The organism is Kineococcus gypseus (assembly GCF_050871305.1).
GTDB lineage: Bacteria > Actinomycetota > Actinomycetes > Actinomycetales > Kineococcaceae > Kineococcus > Kineococcus gypseus.
Genome location: NZ_JBJLRD010000024.1, coordinates 20,868 through 42,076, shown reverse-complemented (window position 1 = coordinate 42,076; position 21,209 = coordinate 20,868). Strand labels below are relative to the sequence as shown.

Below are 21,209 nucleotides of genomic sequence, written 5' to 3'. Positions count from 1 at the left end.
CCGGGGGGACACGGACGTCCTGCACCGAGGGGGAGGGACGGGGCGAGGGTGGGCCTCACCGGGGTGGACGTCGACGAGGTGGCGCTGGGCCTCGGCCTGCCCGCGGAGCTGCTGACGTTCGACGAGGCGTGCGAGCGCGTCCTGGACGTCCTGCAGGAGCACGTGCCGCTGGGGTTCTGGGCGGTCACCTCGCGCGTGGACGACCGCCAGCTGTACCTGCACCTGCGCGACGAGGCGTACGGCAGGGCGCCCGGGGACTGGCACGCGTGGTCGGAGTCGTTCTGCCGGCACGTCGTCACCGGGCGGGGCCCGCGCATCGCGCCGGACGCGATGGCGGTGCCGTGCTACGCGGCCGCCGGGGTGGCGCGCGAGCTGACCATCGGCGCGTACGTGGGGGTGCCCATCCGCGGCGGCGACGGACGCCTGTTCGGCACGCTGTGCGGGCTGGACCCGCGCGCGCAGCCGGTGGAGCTGGAGCGCCACGCGCCGCTGCTGGAGCTGGTGGCGACCCTGCTGGGGCAGGTGCTGGCCGCCGAGCGGCTGCGCGCGGAGGCGCACGCGCGCGAGGAGGCGCTGCGCTGGCGGGCGCTGCACGACGAGATGACGGGGCTGGCGAACCGGGCGATGTTCCTGGACCGCCTCACCCACGCGCTGGAGCTGCACCGGCGCGACGGGTGCCCGCTGGCGGTGCTCAGCGTCGACGTCGACGGCTTCCGCGCCGTCAACGACGTGTTCGGCCACGCCGGCGGCGACGAGCTGCTGACGCGGGTGGCGGACCGGCTGCGCGGCGTCGTCGGTGCCGGGGACACCCTGGCGCGCCTGGGCGGGGACCAGTTCGCGGTGCTCGTCGAGCACGGCGCGCGGCGCGCGGGGCGCCCGCCGGTGCTGGCGCTGGCCGACCGGGTGGTCTCGGTGCTCTCCGAGCACGTCACGCTGGGCGGGCGGCGGGTGGGCGTCACGGCCAGCGTGGGCGTGGTGGAGGTCCGCGGCGAGGAACCCTCCCCCACGCCGGCGGAGGTCCTCTCGCACGCGGACGTGGCGCTGGACGCGGCCAAGCGCGCCGGCAAGGGGCGCACGGCGCTGTACCGGCCGAGCATGCGGCTGGTGGAGGCGCGCGACCTGCAGCTGCGCGAGCCGCTGCGCCGGGCGCTGGCGCGCGGGCAGGTGCGCACGGCGTTCCAGCCCATCGTGGAGCTGGGCACCGGGCGGCTGCACGGCCTGGAGTGCCTGGCGCGCTGGGAGCACGCCGGCGAGGCGGTCCCCCCGGAGGTCTTCGTGCCGATGGCCGCGCGCAGCAACCTGCTGGCGCCGCTGACCGGCTCGGTGCTGGAGCAGGCCTGCGCGCAGCTGGCCCGCTGGGCGCGCGCGGGGCACCGCGTGCGGGTGGGGGTCAACGTGCCGCCCGAGCTGCTGACCGACCCGGGCTTCCCCGCGAGGGTCGGCGGCCTGCTGGAGCGGCACGAGCTGGACCCGGACCAGCTCGTGCTGGAGATCACCGAGGACGCGCTGGTGCAGGACCTGCCCGCCGCGCGGGACGTGGCCCAGCACCTGCACGCGCAGGGGGTGCGCCTGTCCCTGGACGACTTCGGGACGGGCTACTCCTCGCTGCTGCACCTGCGCTCGATCCCGCTGCACTCGGTGAAGATCGACCGGGGTTTCACCGCCGACGTGGACGTGTGCCCGCGCTCGCAGCAGTTCCTGCGCGCGCTGCTGGCGCTGGGGCGCGACCTGGGCATGGCCGTGGTGGTCGAGGGCGTGGAGCGCCCCGCGCAGGCGGAGGTGCTGCGCGCGATGGGCGCGGAACTGGTGCAGGGGTTCCTGTACGGGGAACCGGCCGCGGCCGGCGAGGTGCCCGGGATACCCGGGCCGCTCACCGACGGCGACGCGCGGGGGGTCGTGCAGCTCTAGGCCGTATCCGCCAGGTCGTGCGGTGGCGGGCGCGCACCGGGACGTCACCGCTCCCCGCGGCACCGCAGCACCGCGGGCCCCGGCAGACCGACCACCGCTCGGCCCGACACGCAGGAGCGACGCTCGGTCGCGACGCCGCGCCCGACTCACCCTTTCGGGGACGCCTTCGGCCGTTCCACCGTGACGGCGCGTCCGCGGATCCCACACTGGCGGCGACCGCGGGCACCGGCCGGCGGTGATCCCAGGGAGAACCATGCCTGCCAACGAACCGGGCGGCACGCGCGCGCCGTCCACGACCCGGCGGAGTCGCACCGCCACCGCGGCGCTGACCGCGGCCGCCGTCGCCACCACGCTCACAGCCACCGCCCTCGCCGTTCCGCCTGCCGTGGCCACCGGAACGCTCACCGCCACGACCGACGCGCTCGCCGCCGGCCGCGCCATCGCCTCCGACACGTCGTGGATCACGGGAGCGGAGTTCGTCCACCGTGCCGGCCCGGCGAGCGCAGCGCTGGTCTCGGCCGATGGTGGAGGCGTGGCCGGGTTGCCTCGCAGCGGCCCGCAGGCCCTGGTGCTGTCCACCGGCGATTCCACCTCCATCACCGCTCCGAACACCAGCGGCAGCACCACGACCGGCTACGGCAGCGGGTCCCGCCGCGGCGACAGCGACTTCGACGTCACCGTGCTGCGCATCGACCTGGACGTGCCCGCCACCGCCAACTGCCTGGCCGGCCTGGACTTCCGCTTCCTGTCCGACGAGTACCCCGAGTACGTCGGCACCCGCTTCAACGACGCGTTCGTGGCCGAGCTCGACGAGAGCACCTGGACCACCGACGGCAGCGTGATCTCGGCGCCGGACAACTTCGCCTTCGACCCCAAGGGCAGTCCCATCACCATCAACGCCGCTGGTGCCACCAGCATGGCGCCCGAGAACGCCGCCGGGACGACCTTCGACGGCGCGACGCCGCTGCTGACCGCCGCGACCCCGCTCACCCCCGGCCCCCACAGCCTGTACCTGTCGATCTTCGACCAGGGCGACACCGCCTACGACAGCGCTGTGCTCGTGGACAACCTGCGCCTGGGCAGCGTCGGCGACCCGTCCGAGTGCGAGCCCGGCGCCACCGTGGTCGACAACAGCCGGTACGTCGCGCTCGGAGACTCCTACTCGTCCGGGTTCGGCGTCTCCCCCTACTTCGCCGGCACCTACGACGAGGACGAGAAGACCAACAACTGCCAGCGGTCGACCCGGGCGTACAGCACCGTCGTCGCCGCCCGCAAGGGGCTGACGCTGGACTTCCACGCCTGCCAGGGCGGCGTCACCGAGGACTTCGTGGAGCCGCGCAACAGCACCTGGGGCGAGGTCCCGCAGCTCGACCACCTCGACGGCGACACGGGGCTGGTCACGTTCAGCATCGGCGGGAACGACAGCCAGTTCGCCTCCGTCCTGCGCGATTGCATCGACGGCGCCGAGCTCCTGCCGTTCAACACCTGCTCCGGTGACGACAACGTCGAGAAGAAGGTCTCGGACGCGTTCGCCCGCCTGGCCGGCCGGGCCGACGCGCCGGCCGACGTCGTGCCGTTCCCCGACCTCTACGCCCAGGTCCGCAGCCGCGCCTACCGGGCCACCCGGGTCGCCGTCGGGTACCCCCACTTCTACACCGGCTCCGGCAGCGACCGCACGTTCCTGCCCGGTGGCCGTTGCGAAGGTGTCAAGAAGGCCGACCAGCGGTGGATCGTCGAGAGGATCGACGAGCTGAACGCCATGGCGGAGGAGTACGCCCGTCTCTCCGGCATGCTCTTCGCCAACCCCAACCCGGGCTTCTCCGGGCACGAGCTGTGCAGCGGCGGCACCGAGTGGATCTACCCGCTCCTTTCGGCGGGCCGCATCCACCCGACCGCCGACGGCCAGGCCGAGATGGCCGAGGCGGTCCTCGACGCGCTCGACAGCTCCGGGTTCCGCAAGTACGTCATCAAGCCGCAGCAGACGATCACGTACTCCTTCACCGTCGGGACCGGCAAGCAGTTCGTGTCGGCCAGCACGGGGTGGCCGGGCAGCGACGTCACGCTGACGCTGGTGAGCCCGTCCGGGGTCCGCTACGCGCGCGGCTCAGACGGAGCCGCGAAGCGCACCACCGGCCCGACGTTCGAGAACGTCATCGTGCCCGACCCCGAGGCCGGCACCTGGACGGTCGAGATGTACGGGCTGGACGTCGAAGCCTCCGGCGAGCCGCTCACCCTGGACACCTACCAGGCCGACGCGGCCAACACGAAGCCGGTCGCGCGCATCAGCACCCGCGTGGCCGACGGCGTGCTCGTCTTGGACGGCACCGGCAGCACCGACCCCGACGGTTCGATCGTCGAGCACGCCTGGTACGTCAGCGACTCCGCCGGCGACCAGGTCCTGACCGGCCCGACCGTCACCGTCCCCCTGGAGCCCGGCGCGGAGCGGAGCATCACCCTGGTCGTCACCGACGACCGCGGGGGCGCCGGGTTCGCCGACGTCACGAACCTCCTGGTCGACGTGATGCCCGGCAGCGACACCAACCCGGTGAAGACGACCCAGAAGGGGGTCGTCCCGACGGCCGTCCTGTCCAGCTCGCAGTTCGACGCGACCGAGCTCGACAGCGCTGCTCTCCGCCTGGGCGCTGCGGCTCCTGCGCGGGCCGGCGCGGTCGAGGACGTCAACGGCGATGGCCGGGCGGACCTGGTGCTGCACTTCCCCCAGGCGAGGACCGGCATCAAGGCCGGGGACACGCAGGTCTGCCTGACCGGGCCGATCAGCAGCGGCCGGACGTTCAGCACCTGCGAACCCGTCCGCGCCACGTAGGTGGGTGAACCCACCACCGGCTGAGCGGTGCGCACGAGGCAGCACCACCGAGCAGCGCCCGTCCGGCCCTACCGCCGGACGGGCGCTGCTGCTACGCAGGAACAGCCAGCGGCACCCGACGCGCAGGAGGACCAGTGGACACGCCGGAGGAGCCCGACACGGTGAGCGCCGAGGCCGGGACCGCCGGCGCCGGCGCCGGCGCCGGCAAGACCGTGCTGTGCGCGCTCGCCGCGGTCGCCGGGGCGCTGCTCGCGGTCGGCGCCGTCGTCGACCTGTGGCTGCAGACCATCTCGTTCGGCGGTGGCGGAGGGGCCCCCCACGTCGGTGTCGCCCAGGTCGCCCCGCGCCTGCTCCTCGTGGTGGCCGGCGCGGGCGCTCCGCTCGTCCTGGCTCGGGCTCTGCTCGGCCGGGTGGGCAGGACCCACGTGCTGGTGGCCGCTGCAGCCGCCTGCGGTTCGGCGCTGCTGCTCCTCGGGCTCGCCGTCTGAGGTGGGGGGAGGGAGCGGCGGCGGGTGGCTCGGCGTGGGCCCGCACCGGGGCGACCGGCACCGCCCGCCCGGGTGCCGTCCGAGCCCGGGCGGGTGAGGATCGCCGGGTGCCCGCCCTGCCGCCGCCACCGCCCGACCGCGAGGGGGTCGCCGCCTGGGTCGGCACCCACCTCGGCTCCCTCACGCTGGAAGGGGGCCCGGGCCCGGCGCACGCCTCGCCGGTGCGCGGCGGGCAGTCCGCGGCCGACGCCGCCCTGGCCGCCCTGGACCTGACCGGCTACGCGACCCGGCGCAGCGAGGTCCTGCCGCTGGAACGCCGCGGGGCGACCCGGCTCTCGCCGTACATCCGGCACGGGCTGCTGCCGCTGCCGAGGGTGTGGGCCGCCGCGGCCGGCGCCCCGGCGCGCGACCGCGCGAAGTTCCGCGACGAGCTGCTGTGGCAGGAGTACGCGCGCCACCTGTACGCGCGCCTGGGCCGGGCGACCGCGCAACCGCTGCGCTTCGCCCCGCCGGTGCCCGCGCAGCCGTGGCCGCGCGAGCCGTGGCCGCAGGAGATGGCGTGCGTGGCGGCGACCACGCAGGAGCTGCACGAGGAGGGCTGGCTGGTCAACCAGACCCGCATGTGGCTGGCCTCGCAGTACTCGGTGCGCGCCGGCGCCGACTGGCGCGAGGGCGCCGCCGAGATGTACCGCCACCTGCTCGACGGCTCCCCGGCCGCCAACCGGCTGGGGTGGCAGTGGGCGGTGGGCACCGGCACGGGGAAGGTCTACGGGTTCAGCCGCTGGCAGGTCGAGAAGCGCGCGCCGGGCCTGTGCGCCTCGTGCGCGCTGCGCCGGGCGTGCCCGGTGCAGGAGTGGCCCGAGGCCGAGGCGGGCCCGCGCGTGGAACCGCCCGAGGGCCTGGCCGGCGGTCCCACCGACGCCGCCGGCCCGCGCCGCCCGGAGGTCACCGGCGAGCCGGACGCGGTGTGGCTGACCGCCGAGTCGCTGGCGGACACCGACCCCGCGCTGGCCGCGCACCCGGGAGTGCCGGCCGTGTTCGTCTTCGACGCCCCGCTGCTGGCGCGGCTGCGCCTGTCCGGCAAGCGGCTGGTGTTCCTGGCCGAGGCGCTGGCCGAGCTGGGCTGCGAGGTGCGCCTGGGCGACCCCGTGGAGGAGCTGGCCGGGCGCCGGCTGGCCGTCACGCACGCGCCCGTGCCGGGGTTCGCGCGCCGCGCGGCGCGGCTGGACGTCGTCGCGCGCCACCCGTGGCCGTGGCTGCGCCGTCCGGGCTCGGGCTCGCTGCGCTCCTTCAGCGCCTGGTCGCGCTGGGCCCGCTGAGCGCCGGGAACTGCCCGGGCAGTTCCGCCACGACCTCGTCGAGGAACCCCGCGAGCGCGCCCGCGGCGGCCGAGCGGGCGATCCAGCGCCGGTAGGCCTCGCGCCACAGGGTCAGCACGAGCCCGGCGGCCAGGCTGGCCGCGTCGGCGTCGACGCCGCGCGCGCGCAGGAACCCCTCGGCCTGCTGCTGCCAGCGCAGCTGCTGGGCCAGGTCGCGCGCGCGCAGCACCGGGTTCTCCTCCAGCACCCGCTCCCGGGCGCACTTGACCTGCGGGTCCTGCTGGACCGAGCCGACCAGCGCGCGCACGCCGTGCAGCAGCCGCTCCACCGGGGGGGCGTCGGGCAGTTCGTCGGCCGCCTCGACGACCAGGGTGAAGACGTCCTCGTCGGCGGCGAACATGGCCTCGTCCTTGTCGCGCACGTGGCGGAAGAACGTGCGGGTGGACATGTCCGCGGCGTCGGCGATGTCGGCGACCGTCGTGGCCTCGTAGCCGCGTTCGGCGAACAGGCGCAGGGCGTGCTCGGCCAGCGAGCGCCGGGTCGCCGCCTGCCGGCGCTCGCGCGGGGTGGGTCGCTCCACGCCCCCATCCCACCACGAGGGTGTTGACAGGTCGAGTCGCTGTGTCACACCGTGACAGCAAGACACTCCGAGACACTGTGAGGAGCCCCCCGTGGACGTCACCGGTTCCACCGCCCTGGTCACCGGCGCCTCCGGCGGCATCGGCGCCGGCATCGCCGGCTCGCTGGCCGCCCGCGGCGCCGACGTCGTCCTCGTCGCGCGCAGCGCCGGGAAGCTCGAGGCGCTGGCGGCCGAGCTGCGCGCGCGGCACGGACGGGGGGTGCTCGTCGTCCCGGCGGACCTGTCCACCCCGGACGCCGGCGCCCGGGTGCAGGAGGCGCTCGACGGCCGGACCGTCGACGTGCTGGTCAACAACGCCGGCTTCGGCCTGACCGGCCGGCTGGCGGAGACCACCGACCCCTCGGCGGTCAGCGCGATGGTCGCGGTGAACTGCACGGCGCTGACCGACCTGACCGCCCGCTTCCTGCCCGGCATGGTCCAGCGGGGCAGCGGGGCGGTGGTCAACGTCGCCAGCGTGGCCGCGCACGCACCCGCCCCGGGTTTCGCCGCCTACGCCGCCACGAAGGCCTACGTGCTCTCGCTCTCGCAGGCGCTGTGGGCCGAGACGCGCGGCACCGGCGTGCGGGTGGCGGCGCTGTGCCCGACGGCCACCGACACCGGTTTCTTCGACGTCGCCGGGCAGAGCGCGAGCGGGGGCGTGCGCCGCCGCAGCGTCGAGCAGGTGGTCGCCACGTTCTGGGACACCCTGGACGCCGACCGGCCCGTGGTGGTCGACGGCCGGGCCAACGAGGTCATCGCCGCGCTGGCGCACCTGGCCCCGCGCGGGCCGCTGCTGCGCGCGATCGGCCCGCGCTTCGCCGACAGGGTCACCGGGGCCCCCGCCCGCTGAGCGCGCCACCCCGGGCGGTGCTCAGCCCTCCGGCGCGGCGGGCACGTCCTCCTCGTCCCCGGTCCCGCCGACGGCGGGCAGGCTGTGCCAGGTGTCGTAGGCGACGGCCGCGGCGCCCCGCGCGTCGCCGGCGGCGCACAGCCGCACGAGCTCCTCGTGCCGCTCGACGGAGGCCGCGCCCCGCAGCGACCCGAAGCGCAGGCGCTCGGCGCGCCGCACGGTGGGGGTGAACTGCTCCAGGACCGTGGCCAGCGCGCGGTTGCCGGAGAGGGTCACGAGCACGCCGTGCAGCTCGTCGTCGGCGCGCAGGGCCGCTTCCGCGTCGCCGGCCGCCAGGGCGTCGGCGAACCGGCGGTTGGCCTCGCGCATGGCCGCCACGTCGGCGTCGGTGAGCCGGGCGACCGCCTCGCGCACCGCCAGCTCGTGCATCGCCGCGACGACGTCCCGGGCGTCGCGGACCTCCCGCGCGTCCAGCGTGCTCACCACCGTCGAGCGGCCCGGCTGGGCCAGGACGAGCCCGCTGTGCGCCAGCCGCAGCAGCGCCTCGCGCACCGGCGTGCGGCTGACGCCCAGCCAGGCGGCGAGCTCGAGGTCCTTCAGCTGCTCACCGGGCGTGAACGTGCCGTCCACGATGGCGTCGCGCAGCCGGCGGTAGACGTCGTCGCGCAGCAGGCCCCGGTCGAGGCCGGGATCACCCGGGGGAATCGGCATGCGATATACCGTAACGGCCGGCCCTGTCCGGCCGACCGCCGCCACCCCGGGCGCGCACCACCGCCGGTGCCGCCGCACCGGGGCCGGGACGTGCGGACCGACGTGTCGGGGCGAGCCCTTGACATGTCCACGGCACCCTTTCAATATATCGCATGTTGCATGCATGAGCCGGGGCCGACGAGTCGATCCGCTCCCCCCGCGCCCCCGCACCGACCCCGCCGCGGCGCCCGACCGGGCGCCCGCACCGCCACGACCCGAGAGGGACGGACCATGTCCGACAGCACCACGACCCCCACCCCCGCCCAGCCCACGGTGGTGCTCGTCCACGGGGCCTTCGCCGACTCCTCCAGCTGGAATGGCGTCGTCGAGCGCCTGCGGCGCGACGGCTACCCCGTCGTCGCCGCGGCCAACCCGCTGCGCGGCCTGCACCACGACGCCCAGCACCTGCGCAGCGTCCTCGCGAGCGTCGACGGGCCGGTCGTCCTCGCCGGCCACTCCTACGGCGGCACCGTGATGAGCGAGGCCGCCGCCGGCGAGCCCCGCGTCAAGGCGCTGATCTACGTCGCCAGCTTCCTGCTCGAGGTCGGCGAGAGCACCGGCGAGCTCGCCGCGAAGTTCCCCGGGGCGCAGCTCGGGGGCGCCCTGGAGCCCGTGCCGGTGACCACCGACGGCGGCAGCGCCACCGACCTGTACGTCCGGCAGGAGCGGTTCCGCGAGGTCTTCGCCGCCGACGTCCCCGAGGACGTCGCCGAGCTCATGGCCGTCACTCAGCGCCCCGTCACCTCCGAGGCGCTGGAGGCCGAGGCCACGAAGGCGGCCTGGCGGGACACCCCGTCGTGGACGCTGGTCACCCTGCAGGACCTCGCCATCCCCGCCGACTCCATGCGGTTCATGGCCGAGCGCGCCGGTTCGCACGCCGTCGAGGTCGACGCCTCCCACGCCGTCACCGTCTCGCGCCCGGACGTCGTCGCCGAGCTCATCGTGGAAGCCGCCCGCAGCACCGCCGGCTGAACGGGCGGAGCAGGGCAGCCGGACCCCGGGCGGCACGCGGTGGGAGGGGAGCCGCCCGGGCGTCAGTACGCGTAGCGGCGCACGTCCTCCGGGTGCAGGACGAGGCGCACCTGCTCCTCGGCCAGGAGCCCGTCCAGGTCCGCGGCGCGGGCCGGGTCGTCCAGGTCCCAGTAGCGCGCCGCGAGGCGGCGGGCCAGCTCGTGCGCCCCGCCGGTCTCCACCGCGACGCGGCCCGCCACCGAGACCCAGCGCTCGCGCTCGCCCACCGGGGCGGCCACGACGAGGGAGGCGCGCGGGTCGCGGCGCAGGCGCCGCACCTTCAGCGTGCCGGGACCGGTGAACAGCTGCACCACCCCCTCGGCGGTGGCCTCAAACCACACCGGCCGCGGCTGCGGCGGCAGCGGCCCCTCGGCCGTGGAGAAGAACCCGTGCAGGGGGCGGGCGAGGAACTCGAGGTCCTCGGGGGTCAGGGAGGCGTCGGCGCTCACGGAGGCGATGCAACACGCTGCGCGCGCCCGGGTCCACGGGTTCCGGAGGTGCAGTGGTCCCCAGTGGTCCACGGGGGGGTGGTCCGCTCAGGGCGCGGGGCGCATCCTGCTGCGCTGCGTGCCCGCCTGGGGACGCAGCGCTCAGCACGACCGGCGGGAGGGGTGCCGCCCCGACAGGGCGGGAATGGATCGACGACGTGCGGGGGTTGTCGCCGTCGCCGCGTGGACGGGGAGCCACCGGTTCCCCGTCGCCGCGGCCGTCCCAGCCCCGCGACGGAAGAACCGCCATGACCTCCCGCACGGAACCACCGACCGCCACCGGCGCGACCGTCCCCGCCCAGCCGTCCCGCTCCGACCGGGCCGCCTCGGCGGACCGCTCCCCGCAGCCGCCCTCCGCCGGCCGGGTGGGCGCACCGGGCATGGGGCGCACCGCGCTCGTGCTGGGCGCCTTCGTGGCCGTCGGGCCGCTGACCATCGACATGTACCTGCCGGCGCTGCCGACGATCGTCACGGAGCTGGAGACGACCGAGGCCGCGGTGCAGCTGACGCTGACCGGCACCCTGGTCGGCCTGGCCCTGGGCCAGCTCGTCATCGGCCCGCTCTCCGACGCCCTGGGCCGCCGGCGCCCGCTGCTGGCCGGCACCGCCCTGCACGTGCTGGCCTCGCTGCTGGTGCTGCTGGCGCCGAACATCGCCGTGCTGGGCGTGCTGCGCGTGCTGCAGGGCGTGGGCACGGCCGCCGGCGCGGTCGTCGCGCTGGCGATCGTGCGCGACCTGTACGACGGGCGCGCGGCGGCCACGCTGCTCTCGCGGCTGTTCCTCGTCATGGGCGCCGCACCGGTGCTCGCCCCGACCGTCGGCGGCGGGGTGCTGAGCTTCACCTCCTGGCGCGGGGTCTTCGTCCTGCTCGCCCTCTACGGGGTGGTGCTGGTGCTGGCCGGCGCTCGGGCGCTGCCCGAGACGCTGGCGCCCGAGCGGCGCCGCCCGCTGCGCCTGGGCGCCACCGTGCGCACCTACGGCTCCCTGCTGCGCGACCGCACCTACCTCGGCCTGGTCCTCGTGGCCGGGCTGACGATGGCCGCCCTCTTCAGCTACGTGGCCGGCGCCTCGTTCGTCTACCAGGACCAGTACGGCCTGGACCAGCAGCAGTTCGGGTTCCTCTTCGGCGCCGGCGCCGTCTGGCTCATCGCCGCCACCCAGCTCAACCCGCTGGTCCTGCGCCGCTTCGCCCCCTCCCAGGTGGTCCTCGCCGGCACCCTCGCCGGGCTGCTCGCCGCCGTCGTGCTGCTGGTCACGGCCACCACCGGCGCCGGCGGTCTCGTCGGGGTGGTCGTGCCGCTGTGGGTGGTGCTGTTCTCCACCGGCCTGGCCCTGCCCAACGCCCCGGCGCTGGCCCTGTCCCGGCACGGCGAGGCCGCCGGCGCGGCCGCCGCGCTGCTGGGCGCCGTGCAGTTCGGCGTCGGCGCGCTGGTCTCGCCGCTGGTGGGCGTGCTCGGCAACGACGCGCGCGCCCTGGGGATCGTCGTCCTGGTCGCGCTGACGCTGGGCACCGCCGTGCTGCTGCTCGTCGTGCGCCCCTGGCGGCTGGCGGGTGAGGGCGTCGGCGAGGCCGTCGCCGTCGCCCACTGAGGACCGCGCGCTGAAGACTCCTCGGTGAGGACCGGGCCGTGGTCGCGGGGCCGGACGACGGCGCCGGCCCTGCGACCGCGCACCTGCAGGAGCGCCGCCGCCAGGCCCACCGCCTGGTCGCGGACCTGACCCGCTGGGCCGTGGACGAGCCCGGCGTCCACGCCCTCGTCCTCGTCGGCTCCTACGCGCACGGCCGCGAACGGGTGGCCAGCGACGTGGACCTCGTGCTCCTCACCGACGGCCCCGCTCCGCTCTCCCCCACCGGCGGCTGGTTCGAGCGGCTGCGCCCGGGCAGCCGCCTGGTGCGCACCGCCGCCTTCGGGCCCGTGCGCGAGCAGCGCCACCGCCTGCCCTGCGGCCTGGTCGCCGAGGTCGGCGTGGCGCCCGTGGCGTGGGCCGACGTCCCCCTCGACGCCGGCACCCGCCGCGTCCTGGCCGACGGGCACCGGGTGCTGCACGACCCCCACGGCGCGCTCGCCCGCGCGGCGGCGGCCCTGCGCGAGGCGGGACCACCGCGCACCTGAGGGGCGCACCCGCCGGGCCCCACGCCCACCTCACGCCCCCGGGTGCAGCGGCAGGTGCAGCACCACGCGCCGCCCCGCCCCGTCCAGCCCGGCCCGCACCTCCGCGCGGCGCTGCTCCAGCAGCTCGGGCCCGGGGTGCTGCAGGTCCGTGAACCCGTGGCGGCGGTACCAGGGCGCGTTCCACGCGACGTCCTCGAAGGTCGTCAGCGTCAGCGCGGGGAAGCCCCGTGCCCGCGCCCACGCGACCGCGGCCCCCAGCAGCGCCGTGCCCAGGCCGCGGCGGACGTGCCCGGGGTGCACCGACACCTGCTCCAGGTGGGCGTTGCCGTCGAGCACGTCCAGGCGCGCGAAACCCACCGGCGGCCGGCCGGTCACCAGGACGCACGCGGCGGCCTCGAGCTCGGCGACGTCGGTGAGCTGCTCGGGCAGCGCGACGCCCGCCCGCGCGAAGAGCGCATCCGCCGCCAGTTCCACCGCCGGCAGCAGCCGCAGCTCACCGGGCTCGGCCCGCCGCACGTCCGCGGCGTCGGCGCGGGGGGTCGCCGGGGAACGGTGCGACTGCCGCTCGTCGTCCACGCCCCGAGCGTGCACCACCGGTGCCGCCTCTCGGACGGCGGCGCCGCGGGCGTCAGCGCCCGCCGTGCACGCCGTGATGCACCCGCCGCTCGACGCGCCCGACCGGGCGGTCCTGGAGCACGGGCCGGGACCGGCGCTCGTCGCCGACGTCCCTGGTGGGGACGTCCCGTGCACCGGGGCGCTGCCCACCTGATCGCGCTCGCCCACCCGTCCCGGCCGGCGCGCGCTGGTGCTCGCGCTCGACGCGCCGGCCCGCCGCGGCGCCGAGCAGCACGAGCACCGCGCCGGCGGCCCCGGCCGCACCGAGGTGCTCGCCGGCGACGGCGACGCCGAAGAGCACCGCCCACAGCGGCTCGGTGCCCAGCAGCAGGCCGGTGCGCGCCGCCGAGGCCCGGCGCAGCGCCCACCCCTGGGCGAGGAACGCGAACGCGGTGCAGGCCAGCGCCAGGTGGGCCAGCACCAGCCACTGCCCCGGGGAGGCGGCGCGCGCCCCGGTGAGCACGTCCCCGGGGGCGAGCAGGGTGGGCAGCAGCGCCCCCACGCCCGCCTGGACGGCGGAGACGACGACCACGTCGACGCGCCGGCCGCGGGTGGCCAGGCCCAGCGCGCTGACGTGCACCGCCCGCACCGCGGCGGCGCCCAGGACGAGCAGGTCGCCGACCGCCGGCGCGGCGAACCCGCGCCGGCCCACGAGCAGCGCGACCCCGGCCAGGACGACGGCCCCGGCGGCGAAGAAGGCGCGCGGCAGCGGCCGGCGGGTCAGCGCGCCCTCCACCAGCGGCGTCAGCAGCACGGTGGTGCTGATGAGCAGCCCCGCCGAGGTGGCGGTGGTGCCGGCCACGCCCCACGTCTCCAGCCACAGCACCGCCGTCTGCGTCAGGCCGAAGACGAGCCCGAGCCGGACGTCGTGCACCCGCACCGCCCGCCGGCGCGCCAGCACCACCAGGGCGAGCACGAGCGCGGCGCCGGCCGAGCGCAGCGCCAGCGTCGCGGCCACCCCCACGGCCTCGACGCCGTGCTGCGCGGCGAGGTAGCTGCTGCCCCACACGACGGCCACGGCCAGCAGGACGGCGTCGGCGCGCCGGGAGGTCTCCACCCACCGATCGTGGAGCCGGACGACCCTGCAGAAGAAGGGCCAGTCGGTGAAGGCACGTTTTAGCATCGCTTCATGGACGTCCGGCAGCTGCAGCTGCTGCGCGAGCTCGCCGAGCGCGGCTCGCTCACCGCCGTCGCCGCCGCGCTGCACCTGAGCCCCTCGGCGGTCTCCCAGCAGCTGGCCGCGTTGCAGCGCACGACGCCCACCCCGCTGACGGAGAAGCGCGGCCGGCGCCTGGCGCTGACCCCGGCCGGGCAGGCGCTGGCGGAGGCCGCCGTGGACGTCGCCGCCGCGCTGGACCGCGCCCGCCGCGCCGTCGATGCGCACCTGGACTCCCCCACCGAGCCGGTGCGGGTGTGCGCCTTCCACAGCGCGGCGCTGGCGTGGTTCCCGCCGCTGCTGCGCGCGGCCGCCGGGCGCGGCGGCCCGCCGGTGCGCTGCACCGACCACGACGTCGCCCAGCAGGACTTCCCCCGCCTCGTCGCCGACCACGACCTCGTCGTGGCCCACCGCCCCGAGGCCGCGGCGCCGTGGCCGCGCCGGGTGGTGCGGGTGGAACCGCTGCTGGTCGAGCCGCTGCTCGTCGCCCACGCCGCCGACCACCCCCTGGCCGGGCGGCAGGAGCTGCGCGTGGCCGACGTGGCCGACCAGCGCTGGATCTCCGTGCACGAGGGGTTCCCCCTGACCGGGGTCCTCGACGCCGTGGCCGTCGCCGCCCGCCGCCCGCTGGACGTGGTGCACCGCATCAACGAGCTCTCCGTCGCCGCCGCGGTCGTCGCCACCGGCGACGCGGTCGCGCTGCTGCCGGCGCGCACCACCCGGCCCGACCCGCGCGTGGTGCTGCGCCCCCTGGCCGACCTGGACGTGCGCCGCTGCGTCGACGTCCTGTGCCGCCCAGAGGCCCTGGGCCGGCGCGGGGTGCGCGAGGTGCTGCAGCTGCTGCGCGCCGTCGCGGGCGCGCCGGCGGCGCACGGCTGAGCCGGCGGCGCAGCGCCCCGCGCGCGGAGGAGGGCCACCCCGTGCGCGGGGTGGCCCTCCTCGTGCTGGCGCGGGTGCGGCGGGTCAGCCGAGCAGCAGGACCCGGTCGATCACGTGGGCGACCTGCACCTGGCCGCGGTTGACGTCGACCGCGGTGACGGTGGCGGCCACGCGGCCGCCGTCGTCGAGCAGGCTCACGCGGTCCCCGTCGACCCGCACGGTGAGCGTGGACCCGCCGGCGGTGGTCAGCTCGGCGCCGTTCGCGGCGAGCACGTCCTCGCTGGTGAGCGTCGCGTCCAGCACGACGTGGCCGAGGAGCAGCCGCTCGAGCTCCCCGACCGGGGAGGTCCGCAGCCGGGCGGCCGCGGCCCTCTCGTGGGGGACGCGTCCCCGCGCGGTGGCCTCGAGCGCGGCGACGAAGGCGTCGTCGTCGGGCAGGAGGGCCGTCAGCGCCCGCTGCGGGTCGGCGAGCGCGGCGACCGGGCTGTCCGGCCGGGCGGTCAGCACCCGCTCGACGGCGACGGACAGCAGGTCGAAGTCCGACCCGTCCGCGCGGGGCGGGGCCTCCGGGCCGGAGGTGTCCTGCCCGAGCACGTCGGCCAGCGACACGTCGGTGGCCCACGCCTCGGCCGCGGTGAACTCCCAGGTGTCGACCTCGAGCAGGTCCTCGCCCTCGGGGCCGGTGAAGGTCATGTAGACGTCGTGGACGCCGGTGACGCCCTCGAGCCGCGTGGAGACCTCGCTCCACCCGCCGTCGCCGGCGGGCACGTCGATCGTGGCCACCACGGGCGCCTCGCGGTCGTCCAGGCGCAGCTCGATGCTCGCGCCCGCGCTCGGCGCACGCACGCCGGCGGTGAAGGACGCGGCCCCGTGGGCACCGAAGTCGACGGAGGACAGGGACGTCCAGTCGCCGTCGTCGATGTCGGTCAGCGCCAGGTTGGGCGCGTCCGGCCCGAACTGCCGCGAGGGCGCGTCGACCGCCACCGTGGTCAGGCCCTGGCGCCAGGCGATGGTCTCGGCCTCGAGCACCTGGTACGGGTCCAGGTCCTTGACCTGCTCGACGCCCTCGTAGGTGCCGACGACCTGCTGGATCGTCCCGTCCTCGTCGAACTCCAGCTTCTCGATGTGCGGGCTGCGGTAGCCCTGCGTCCGGTCGCCGTTGATCCGCTTGTTCAGCGTGGGCGCGTGGTGGGTGAAGTAGTGCTCACCGCCCAGCTCGAACACGGACTGGTGGTTGTTGCCGCCGGTCCCGGGCCCGAAGAACTGCGACTGGTTGGGGAAGAGGACCCCGGCGTACTTCTCCTTCGGCCACACGTCGGCCTGGTCGGAGATCATGTAGCCGATCTCCCCGCCGCCGGGGTACCCCGGCGTGCGGGGCTGGTCGCCGCCGAAGTCCGGGCCCCCGAAGTGCGAGGAGTAGGAGAGGTAGTACCGGCCCTCGCGCTCGAAGACGTGACCGGCCTCGAACGACACGGGGGTGTCCACGACCCGGGCCGTCCCCTCGGTGTTCACCATGTCGTCGGCCAGGTCGATGACGCGGATGTTCTTGGGGTTGTTGAACCGCTCGACGGCCGGCAGCGACGTGGAGGCCGGGCCGCCGCCGAAGAACAGGTGGGCGTCGCCGTCGTCGTCGACGAACGGCGACGGGTCGAACTTCCACGCCACGTCCTGCGCGCCCGGTGTGCGCCCATCGATGAGCGTGCTGTCGCGCTCGTCGTTCCACGGACCGAGCGGGGAGTCGCCGACGATGACGTTGCTGGACCCGCCGCCGTTGGCGTAGTAGAGGAAGGTCTTCTCCTCCCCGTCGACGACCCTCTGCACCGCGCCGGGCGCCCACGAGTTGTTCGTGTAGGGCGCGACACCGGCGGGGCCCGCGACCTGGATCTCACCGTGGTCGGTCCAGTTGACGAGGTCCTCCGAGGAGATGACCGTGATCTGGTCGATGTCCCCGTAGTCGATCTGCGGCGAGACGCCGGTGGCGGGGTCGGGCGCGTACCCCTGGGTGTCGTTCGTCATGTAGAGGTACACCCGGTCGCCGTCGACCATGCCGAACGCGTCGGCGCCGAACTTGTGCGAGATCAGCGGGTTGCTGTCGCCGGGCAGCTTGCCCACGACCTCGACGGTGCGCGACGCCGGCGGCGGGGGCGGCGGGGGCTCGACGCCCTCGAGGGAGACGTCGTCGACGACGAAGTCCATGAGGTGCACGTCCGGGTCGGCCTGCGGGTCCGCCACCCACGGCGTCTCCAGGAACACCCGGGCGGTGCTGACGTCCTGCCCGGCCGGGACGGTGAACGTGGCGTCGATCAGGCCCCACTCGCCGCGCCGGACGGTGACGGTGCCCATGTTCGCGTACGACGCCCCGCCGAAGTGGACGGTCATGAAGAACTGCTTGGTGTCCGGGCTGTCGGCGTCGTCGTACTTGATGCGGGCGCTGAGCTGGTAGGTCTCCCCCGCCCGCAGCTTCCCGGACAGGTCCTGCATGGGCCCGGAACCCGTGGTGCCGCGCTCGGTGACGAGCACGGCGCTGTCGCCGGAGAAGGCGTCGTCGGTGACGGCCAGCTCCGCCGTGTCCCCGGCGTTGCCGTCGTTGGCGAACCAGCCGGTCAGGTCGTCCTCGAACCCGCCGTTGGTGATGAGTTCCGTGGCCGCCGACGCCGGCGCCGCGGCCAGTCCCGCGCCGATCACGGTCATCGTCACGGCGACCGCGGCCGCGGCCGCGCGTGTGGTGGGGGCTGTCCTCGTTCGTCGTCGCACGAGCCGGCTCCTTCGATCCTCTGGTGGTGGTTGCCGCGTCCAGCGGCGCCTGGCGGGGATCCGTCGGCGGCGGGCGACCCGCGGTGGTCGCCCGCACCGCGGCCGGGACGAGCACCCCGACGGGTGCAGCGGCGGCCGCGGACGGAACAGCCCGGACGACGCGTCCCGCCCGCGCTTGTGGTGCACCGACCCCGTCGTCGGAGTCGAACCGCCCGTGGTGCGGTAGGGGGGTGCGCCGAGCGAGGTGCGCACCCTCCTCGGTGGCGCCGGCGGTGTATGCATACAAACACCCGTCACAGGGTGCGTCAACACCCGTCACGGAGTGCATCGGGAAGTGGTCAGGAGGCGGACCGTCCGCCGGGGGACGCGTGCCCGCGCGCCGCCCGGGTCGTCACGACGCGGACGACCCCTGCGGTCGTGGTGGTCGCGGTCGGGGGGCGGGACGTCCGGCACCGCGCACGCCCACCCGCGTGCGCACCCCCGCTGCGGGTGCTGTGCTGGGCGCATGACCCGCATCGGAACCTCGGACCTGGACGTGCGCCCCCTGAGCCTGGGCGGCAACACCTTCGGCTGGACCTCCGACGAGGCGCAGTCGCACCGCGTGCTCGACGCCTTCGTCGACGGCGGCGGCGACTTCGTCGACACCGCCGACGTGTACTCGGCGTGGAGCGCGGGCGGTGCGGGCATCTCCGAGACCATCCTGGGCCGCTGGTTCGCGAAGAGCGGCAAGCGCGACTCGATCGTGCTGGCCACCAAGGTGGGCAAGGCCCCGGGCCTGGAGGGCCTGGCCGCCGGCACGATCCGCAAGGCGGTCGACGCCTCGCTGCAGCGGCTGGGCACCGACCGCATCGACCTGTACTGGGCGCACGCCGACGACGAGGGCACGCCGCTGGAGGAGACCCTCGGCGCCTTCGACGAGCTGGTCACCGCCGGCAAGGTGCGCGCGCTGGGCGCCTCGAACTTCACCGGCCCGCGCCTGCAGGAGGCGCTGGAGACGGCCCGCCGCGAGGGCTTCACCGCGTACAGCGCGCTGCAGAACGAGTACAACCTCGTCGCGCGCGAGGAGTACGAGTCCGGCACCGCCGACGTCGTGGCCGCCAACGGCCTGGCGATGGTGCCGTACTTCGCCCTGGCCTCCGGCTTCCTCTCCGGCAAGTACCGCCCCGGCCAGCGCACCGACAGCGAGCGCAGCGGCAAGGCCGCCGCGCACCTGGACACCCCCCGCGGGCAGCGGGTGCTCACCGCCCTGGACGAGGTGGCCGCCGCCCACGGCGCCGAGGTGGCCTCGGTGGCGCTGGCGTGGCTGGCGGCGCAGCCGACGGTGGTCGCGCCCATCGCCAGCGCCCGCACCGTCGAGCAGGTCGGCCCGCTGCTGGCCTCCCTGGAGCTGGAGCTGACCGAGGACGAGGTGGCCGAGTTGGAGCGCGCCTCCCGCTGAGCACGGGGCCTGCGCGGGGCCTGCGCGGGCCCTGCGCGGAGCCTGCACGCACCCGCGGCGCGCCCCGCGCGCGCGTGCCGCACAGTGGGACGGTGACGTCCAGCACCGCCCCCGCCGCGGCGCCGCCGCGGCGCGCCGCCGGCCGGCGCGGCCTCGGCCGCTACGCCGCGGTCGCCGCCGCGCACGCCGGCGCCCTCGCCGTCCTGTACGCGCTGACCGTGCTGACCGCGCGCGGGCAGGCCGCCGAGGACGCCGTGCACCGCCTGGCGCTGTCCTCGCCCGACGCGGGGCTGCCGGCGCCGGCCGAGCAGCTGCTGGCCCTGGCCGGGCACCTGCGGCCGGTGCACCTGCTCGCCGGGGCGGCGGCCGTGGGCGCGGTGGGGCTGCTGCGCGGCGCGCCCGGGCGCGCCGCGCTGGGCCTGGCGGTGGCGACGGGCACGCTGGCGCTGACGGAGCTGCTCAAGCTCGCGCTGCTGCCGCGCCCGGACCTGCTCGGCGCCGGCGGCGCCAACAGCCTGCCCAGCGGGCACACCGCCGGGGTGGTGGGCGTGTGCCTGGGCCTGCTGGTGGCCGCCCCGCCGCGCTGGCGGTGGGTGCTGGCGCCGCTGGGCGCGCTGGCCTCCGGCGCGATGGGCGCGATGGTCGTCGCGGACGGCTGGCACCGCGTGGGCGACCCGCTGGCCTCGGCGCTGGTGGGCACCGCGGTCCTGGCCGGCGCGCACGCGCTGCCGTGGGGCCGGCGCGGGCGGTGGGTGCGCGGGGCGCCCGCGCGCGGTGCGCTGGCCGCGCTGGCCCTGGGCGTGCCGGCCGCGGGCGCGCTGGCCCTGCTCGCCGCCCACGCGTGGCCCGGCGCGGACCTGGGCACGGCCGTGGCGGCGCCCGGCGCGGCCGTCGCGCTCAGCGTCCTGCTGGCGGCGGCCGCGCTGCCGCGGGAGGTGCGCGCGCGGGCCTGACGGCAGGATGGGGGCATGTCGCAGCACCCCCCCGAGGACCCCACGCCGCCCGACGCCCGCCCCGAGCCCGCCGACGGCGCCGACCCGCGCGTGGTCGTGGTGACCCCGCAGGGCATGGGCATCGCCCACCCGCCGGAGGAGGGCGAGCCCGGCCCGGCGGACATGGTCAGCCAGCCCGCGAAGGTCATGCGCATCGGCAGCATGGTCAAGCAGCTGCTGGAGGAGGTGCGCTCGGCGCCGCTGGACGAGGCCGGCCGGCACCGCCTCGCCGAGATCCACGAGCGCTCCCTGGCGGAGCTGGAGGGCGGCCTGGCCCCGGACCTGGTGGAGGAGCTGCGCCGCATCGCGCTGCCCTTCGCCGAGGGGGCGGCGCCCTCCGAGAGCGAGCTGCGCATCGCCCAGGCCCAGCTCGTCGGCTGGCTGGAGGGCCTCTTCCACGGCATCCAGACCGCCCTGGTGGCCCAGCAGATGGCCGCGCAGGCGCAGCTGCAGGAGATCCGCCGCGCCCTGCCCGGCGCGGCGGGCCCCGGCGGCCCGCGCGGCGGGGCCCCGCTCGTGCCGCCGCCGGGCGGCACCGGGCAGTACCTGTGAGGCGAGCGCGCTGAGGCTCGCCTTCTGGCGCCGCACCCCGGACCCGCTGGGCACCGGGGTGTGGGCGCGCGCCGAGCACGGCGTGGACCGGGCGGTGCGCCGCGTCGAGCAGGTCGTCGACGGCTGCCCGCCCGGGCCCGAGCGCAGCGCGCTGGAGGCGTACCTGCCGCGGGTGGACCTCGTGGCGCGCGCCGCGCGCGCGGCGTGCCTGCGCGCGCAGGCCGAGGCCCCCTCGGACGGCTTCACCGTGCCCGGCGGGCCGCAGGGCCTGCACCCCGAGGTGCACCGGCGCGTGACGCGCACCGCCACCGCGTGCGCGCAGGTCGCCGAGGCCGCCGCGATGGTGCGCGTGGGCGCCGGCTCGCTGGCGGCGGTGGAGCGGGCCGTGGTGCGCGCCGAGGAGCTGGCCGGGCTGCGCTGAACGGGCCGGTGTCGGTGGCCGGTGGCAGGTTG

19 protein-coding genes are annotated in these 21,209 nt (G+C 76.6%); 13 read left to right on the top strand and 6 right to left on the bottom strand.

The genetic code is table 11. From position 1 onward, the window contains the following. Window positions 1–48 precede the first annotated feature (48 nt). From ACRYMN_RS11090 to ACRYMN_RS11075, 4 genes are all read left to right on the top strand, one after another. Complete coding sequence (locus ACRYMN_RS11090; protein ID WP_432494950.1) at window positions 49–1,908, top strand: putative bifunctional diguanylate cyclase/phosphodiesterase; 1,860 nt, start codon at window positions 49–51, stop codon at window positions 1,906–1,908. Window positions 1,909–2,161: 253 nt separating this feature from the next. Then, window positions 2,162–4,732, top strand: coding sequence for a choice-of-anchor L domain-containing protein (locus ACRYMN_RS11085; protein ID WP_432494948.1), 2,571 nt, complete (start codon window positions 2,162–2,164; stop codon window positions 4,730–4,732). Window positions 4,733–4,866: 134 nt separating this feature from the next. Beyond that, window positions 4,867–5,220: a hypothetical protein gene (locus ACRYMN_RS11080; RefSeq protein ID WP_432494946.1), complete on the top strand. Its 354-nt coding sequence runs from the start codon at window positions 4,867–4,869 to the stop codon at window positions 5,218–5,220. A 107-nt stretch (window positions 5,221–5,327) separates the two neighbouring features. Then, the gene (locus ACRYMN_RS11075; protein WP_432494944.1) at window positions 5,328–6,539 is read left to right on the top strand and encodes an FAD-binding domain-containing protein; all 1,212 of its coding nucleotides are present in this window, start codon (window positions 5,328–5,330) and stop codon (window positions 6,537–6,539) included. Here ACRYMN_RS11075 and ACRYMN_RS11070 read toward each other — a convergent pair. Then, entirely contained in the window at window positions 6,511–7,119 is a 609-nt protein-coding gene (locus ACRYMN_RS11070; RefSeq protein ID WP_432494942.1) for a TetR/AcrR family transcriptional regulator, read from the bottom strand. The genes ACRYMN_RS11075 and ACRYMN_RS11070 overlap by 29 nt on opposite strands. 91 nt (window positions 7,120–7,210) lie before the next feature. Here ACRYMN_RS11070 and ACRYMN_RS11065 point away from each other — a divergent pair, with 91 nt between their 5' ends. Continuing rightward, window positions 7,211–8,008, top strand: coding sequence for an SDR family NAD(P)-dependent oxidoreductase (locus ACRYMN_RS11065; RefSeq protein ID WP_432494940.1), 798 nt, complete (start codon window positions 7,211–7,213; stop codon window positions 8,006–8,008). 21 nt (window positions 8,009–8,029) lie between these two features. Here ACRYMN_RS11065 and ACRYMN_RS11060 read toward each other — a convergent pair whose 3' ends face one another. Continuing rightward, entirely contained in the window at window positions 8,030–8,719 is a 690-nt protein-coding gene (locus ACRYMN_RS11060) for a GntR family transcriptional regulator (protein ID WP_432494938.1), read from the bottom strand. 270 nt (window positions 8,720–8,989) lie between these two features. Here ACRYMN_RS11060 and ACRYMN_RS11055 point away from each other — a divergent pair, with 270 nt between their 5' ends. After that, window positions 8,990–9,730: an alpha/beta fold hydrolase gene (locus ACRYMN_RS11055; RefSeq protein WP_432494936.1), complete on the top strand. Its 741-nt coding sequence runs from the start codon at window positions 8,990–8,992 to the stop codon at window positions 9,728–9,730. A gap of 62 nt (window positions 9,731–9,792) precedes the next feature. Here ACRYMN_RS11055 and ACRYMN_RS11050 read toward each other — a convergent pair whose 3' ends face one another. Next, window positions 9,793–10,218 (bottom strand): pyridoxamine 5'-phosphate oxidase family protein, encoded by a 426-nt coding sequence (locus ACRYMN_RS11050; RefSeq protein ID WP_432494934.1) that lies wholly within the window; start codon window positions 10,216–10,218, stop codon window positions 9,793–9,795. A 287-nt stretch (window positions 10,219–10,505) separates the two neighbouring features. Here ACRYMN_RS11050 and ACRYMN_RS11045 point away from each other — a divergent pair, with 287 nt between their 5' ends. Next, complete coding sequence (locus tag ACRYMN_RS11045; protein ID WP_432494932.1) at window positions 10,506–11,846, top strand: multidrug effflux MFS transporter; 1,341 nt, start codon at window positions 10,506–10,508, stop codon at window positions 11,844–11,846. A 38-nt stretch (window positions 11,847–11,884) separates the two neighbouring features. Beyond that, window positions 11,885–12,370: a nucleotidyltransferase domain-containing protein gene (locus tag ACRYMN_RS11040; protein WP_432494930.1), complete on the top strand. Its 486-nt coding sequence runs from the start codon at window positions 11,885–11,887 to the stop codon at window positions 12,368–12,370. Window positions 12,371–12,400: 30 nt separating this feature from the next. Here ACRYMN_RS11040 and ACRYMN_RS11035 read toward each other — a convergent pair whose 3' ends face one another. Together ACRYMN_RS11035 and ACRYMN_RS11030 are read right to left on the bottom strand one after the other, a co-directional pair. Then, window positions 12,401–12,946: a GNAT family N-acetyltransferase gene (locus tag ACRYMN_RS11035; RefSeq protein ID WP_432494928.1), complete on the bottom strand. Its 546-nt coding sequence runs from the start codon at window positions 12,944–12,946 to the stop codon at window positions 12,401–12,403. A 52-nt stretch (window positions 12,947–12,998) separates the two neighbouring features. After that, a complete protein-coding gene (locus tag ACRYMN_RS11030) occupies window positions 12,999–14,042 on the bottom strand; it encodes a DMT family transporter (RefSeq protein ID WP_432494926.1) in 1,044 nt (347 codons plus the stop codon). Between the two features lie 72 nt (window positions 14,043–14,114). On the opposite strand from ACRYMN_RS11030, the gene ACRYMN_RS11025 reads away from it, so the two are divergent. Next, window positions 14,115–15,020, top strand: coding sequence for a LysR family transcriptional regulator (locus ACRYMN_RS11025; protein ID WP_432494924.1), 906 nt, complete (start codon window positions 14,115–14,117; stop codon window positions 15,018–15,020). 84 nt (window positions 15,021–15,104) lie between these two features. Here ACRYMN_RS11025 and ACRYMN_RS11020 read toward each other — a convergent pair whose 3' ends face one another. After that, the gene (locus ACRYMN_RS11020; RefSeq protein ID WP_432494988.1) at window positions 15,105–17,711 is read right to left on the bottom strand and encodes a carbohydrate-binding protein; all 2,607 of its coding nucleotides are present in this window, start codon (window positions 17,709–17,711) and stop codon (window positions 15,105–15,107) included. Between the two features lie 568 nt (window positions 17,712–18,279). On the opposite strand from ACRYMN_RS11020, the gene ACRYMN_RS11015 reads away from it, so the two are divergent. From ACRYMN_RS11015 to ACRYMN_RS11000, 4 genes are all read left to right on the top strand, one after another. Then, a complete protein-coding gene (locus tag ACRYMN_RS11015; protein WP_432494922.1) occupies window positions 18,280–19,212 on the top strand; it encodes an aldo/keto reductase in 933 nt (310 codons plus the stop codon). 92 nt (window positions 19,213–19,304) lie between these two features. Continuing rightward, a complete protein-coding gene (locus tag ACRYMN_RS11010) occupies window positions 19,305–20,165 on the top strand; it encodes a phosphatase PAP2 family protein (protein ID WP_432494920.1) in 861 nt (286 codons plus the stop codon). 15 nt (window positions 20,166–20,180) lie between these two features. Beyond that, window positions 20,181–20,756, top strand: a complete 576-nt coding sequence (locus ACRYMN_RS11005) for a proteasome activator (RefSeq protein WP_432494919.1) — start codon at window positions 20,181–20,183, stop codon at window positions 20,754–20,756. A 58-nt stretch (window positions 20,757–20,814) separates the two neighbouring features. Then, complete coding sequence (locus tag ACRYMN_RS11000) at window positions 20,815–21,177, top strand: hypothetical protein (protein WP_432494917.1); 363 nt, start codon at window positions 20,815–20,817, stop codon at window positions 21,175–21,177. Window positions 21,178–21,209 lie beyond the last annotated feature (32 nt).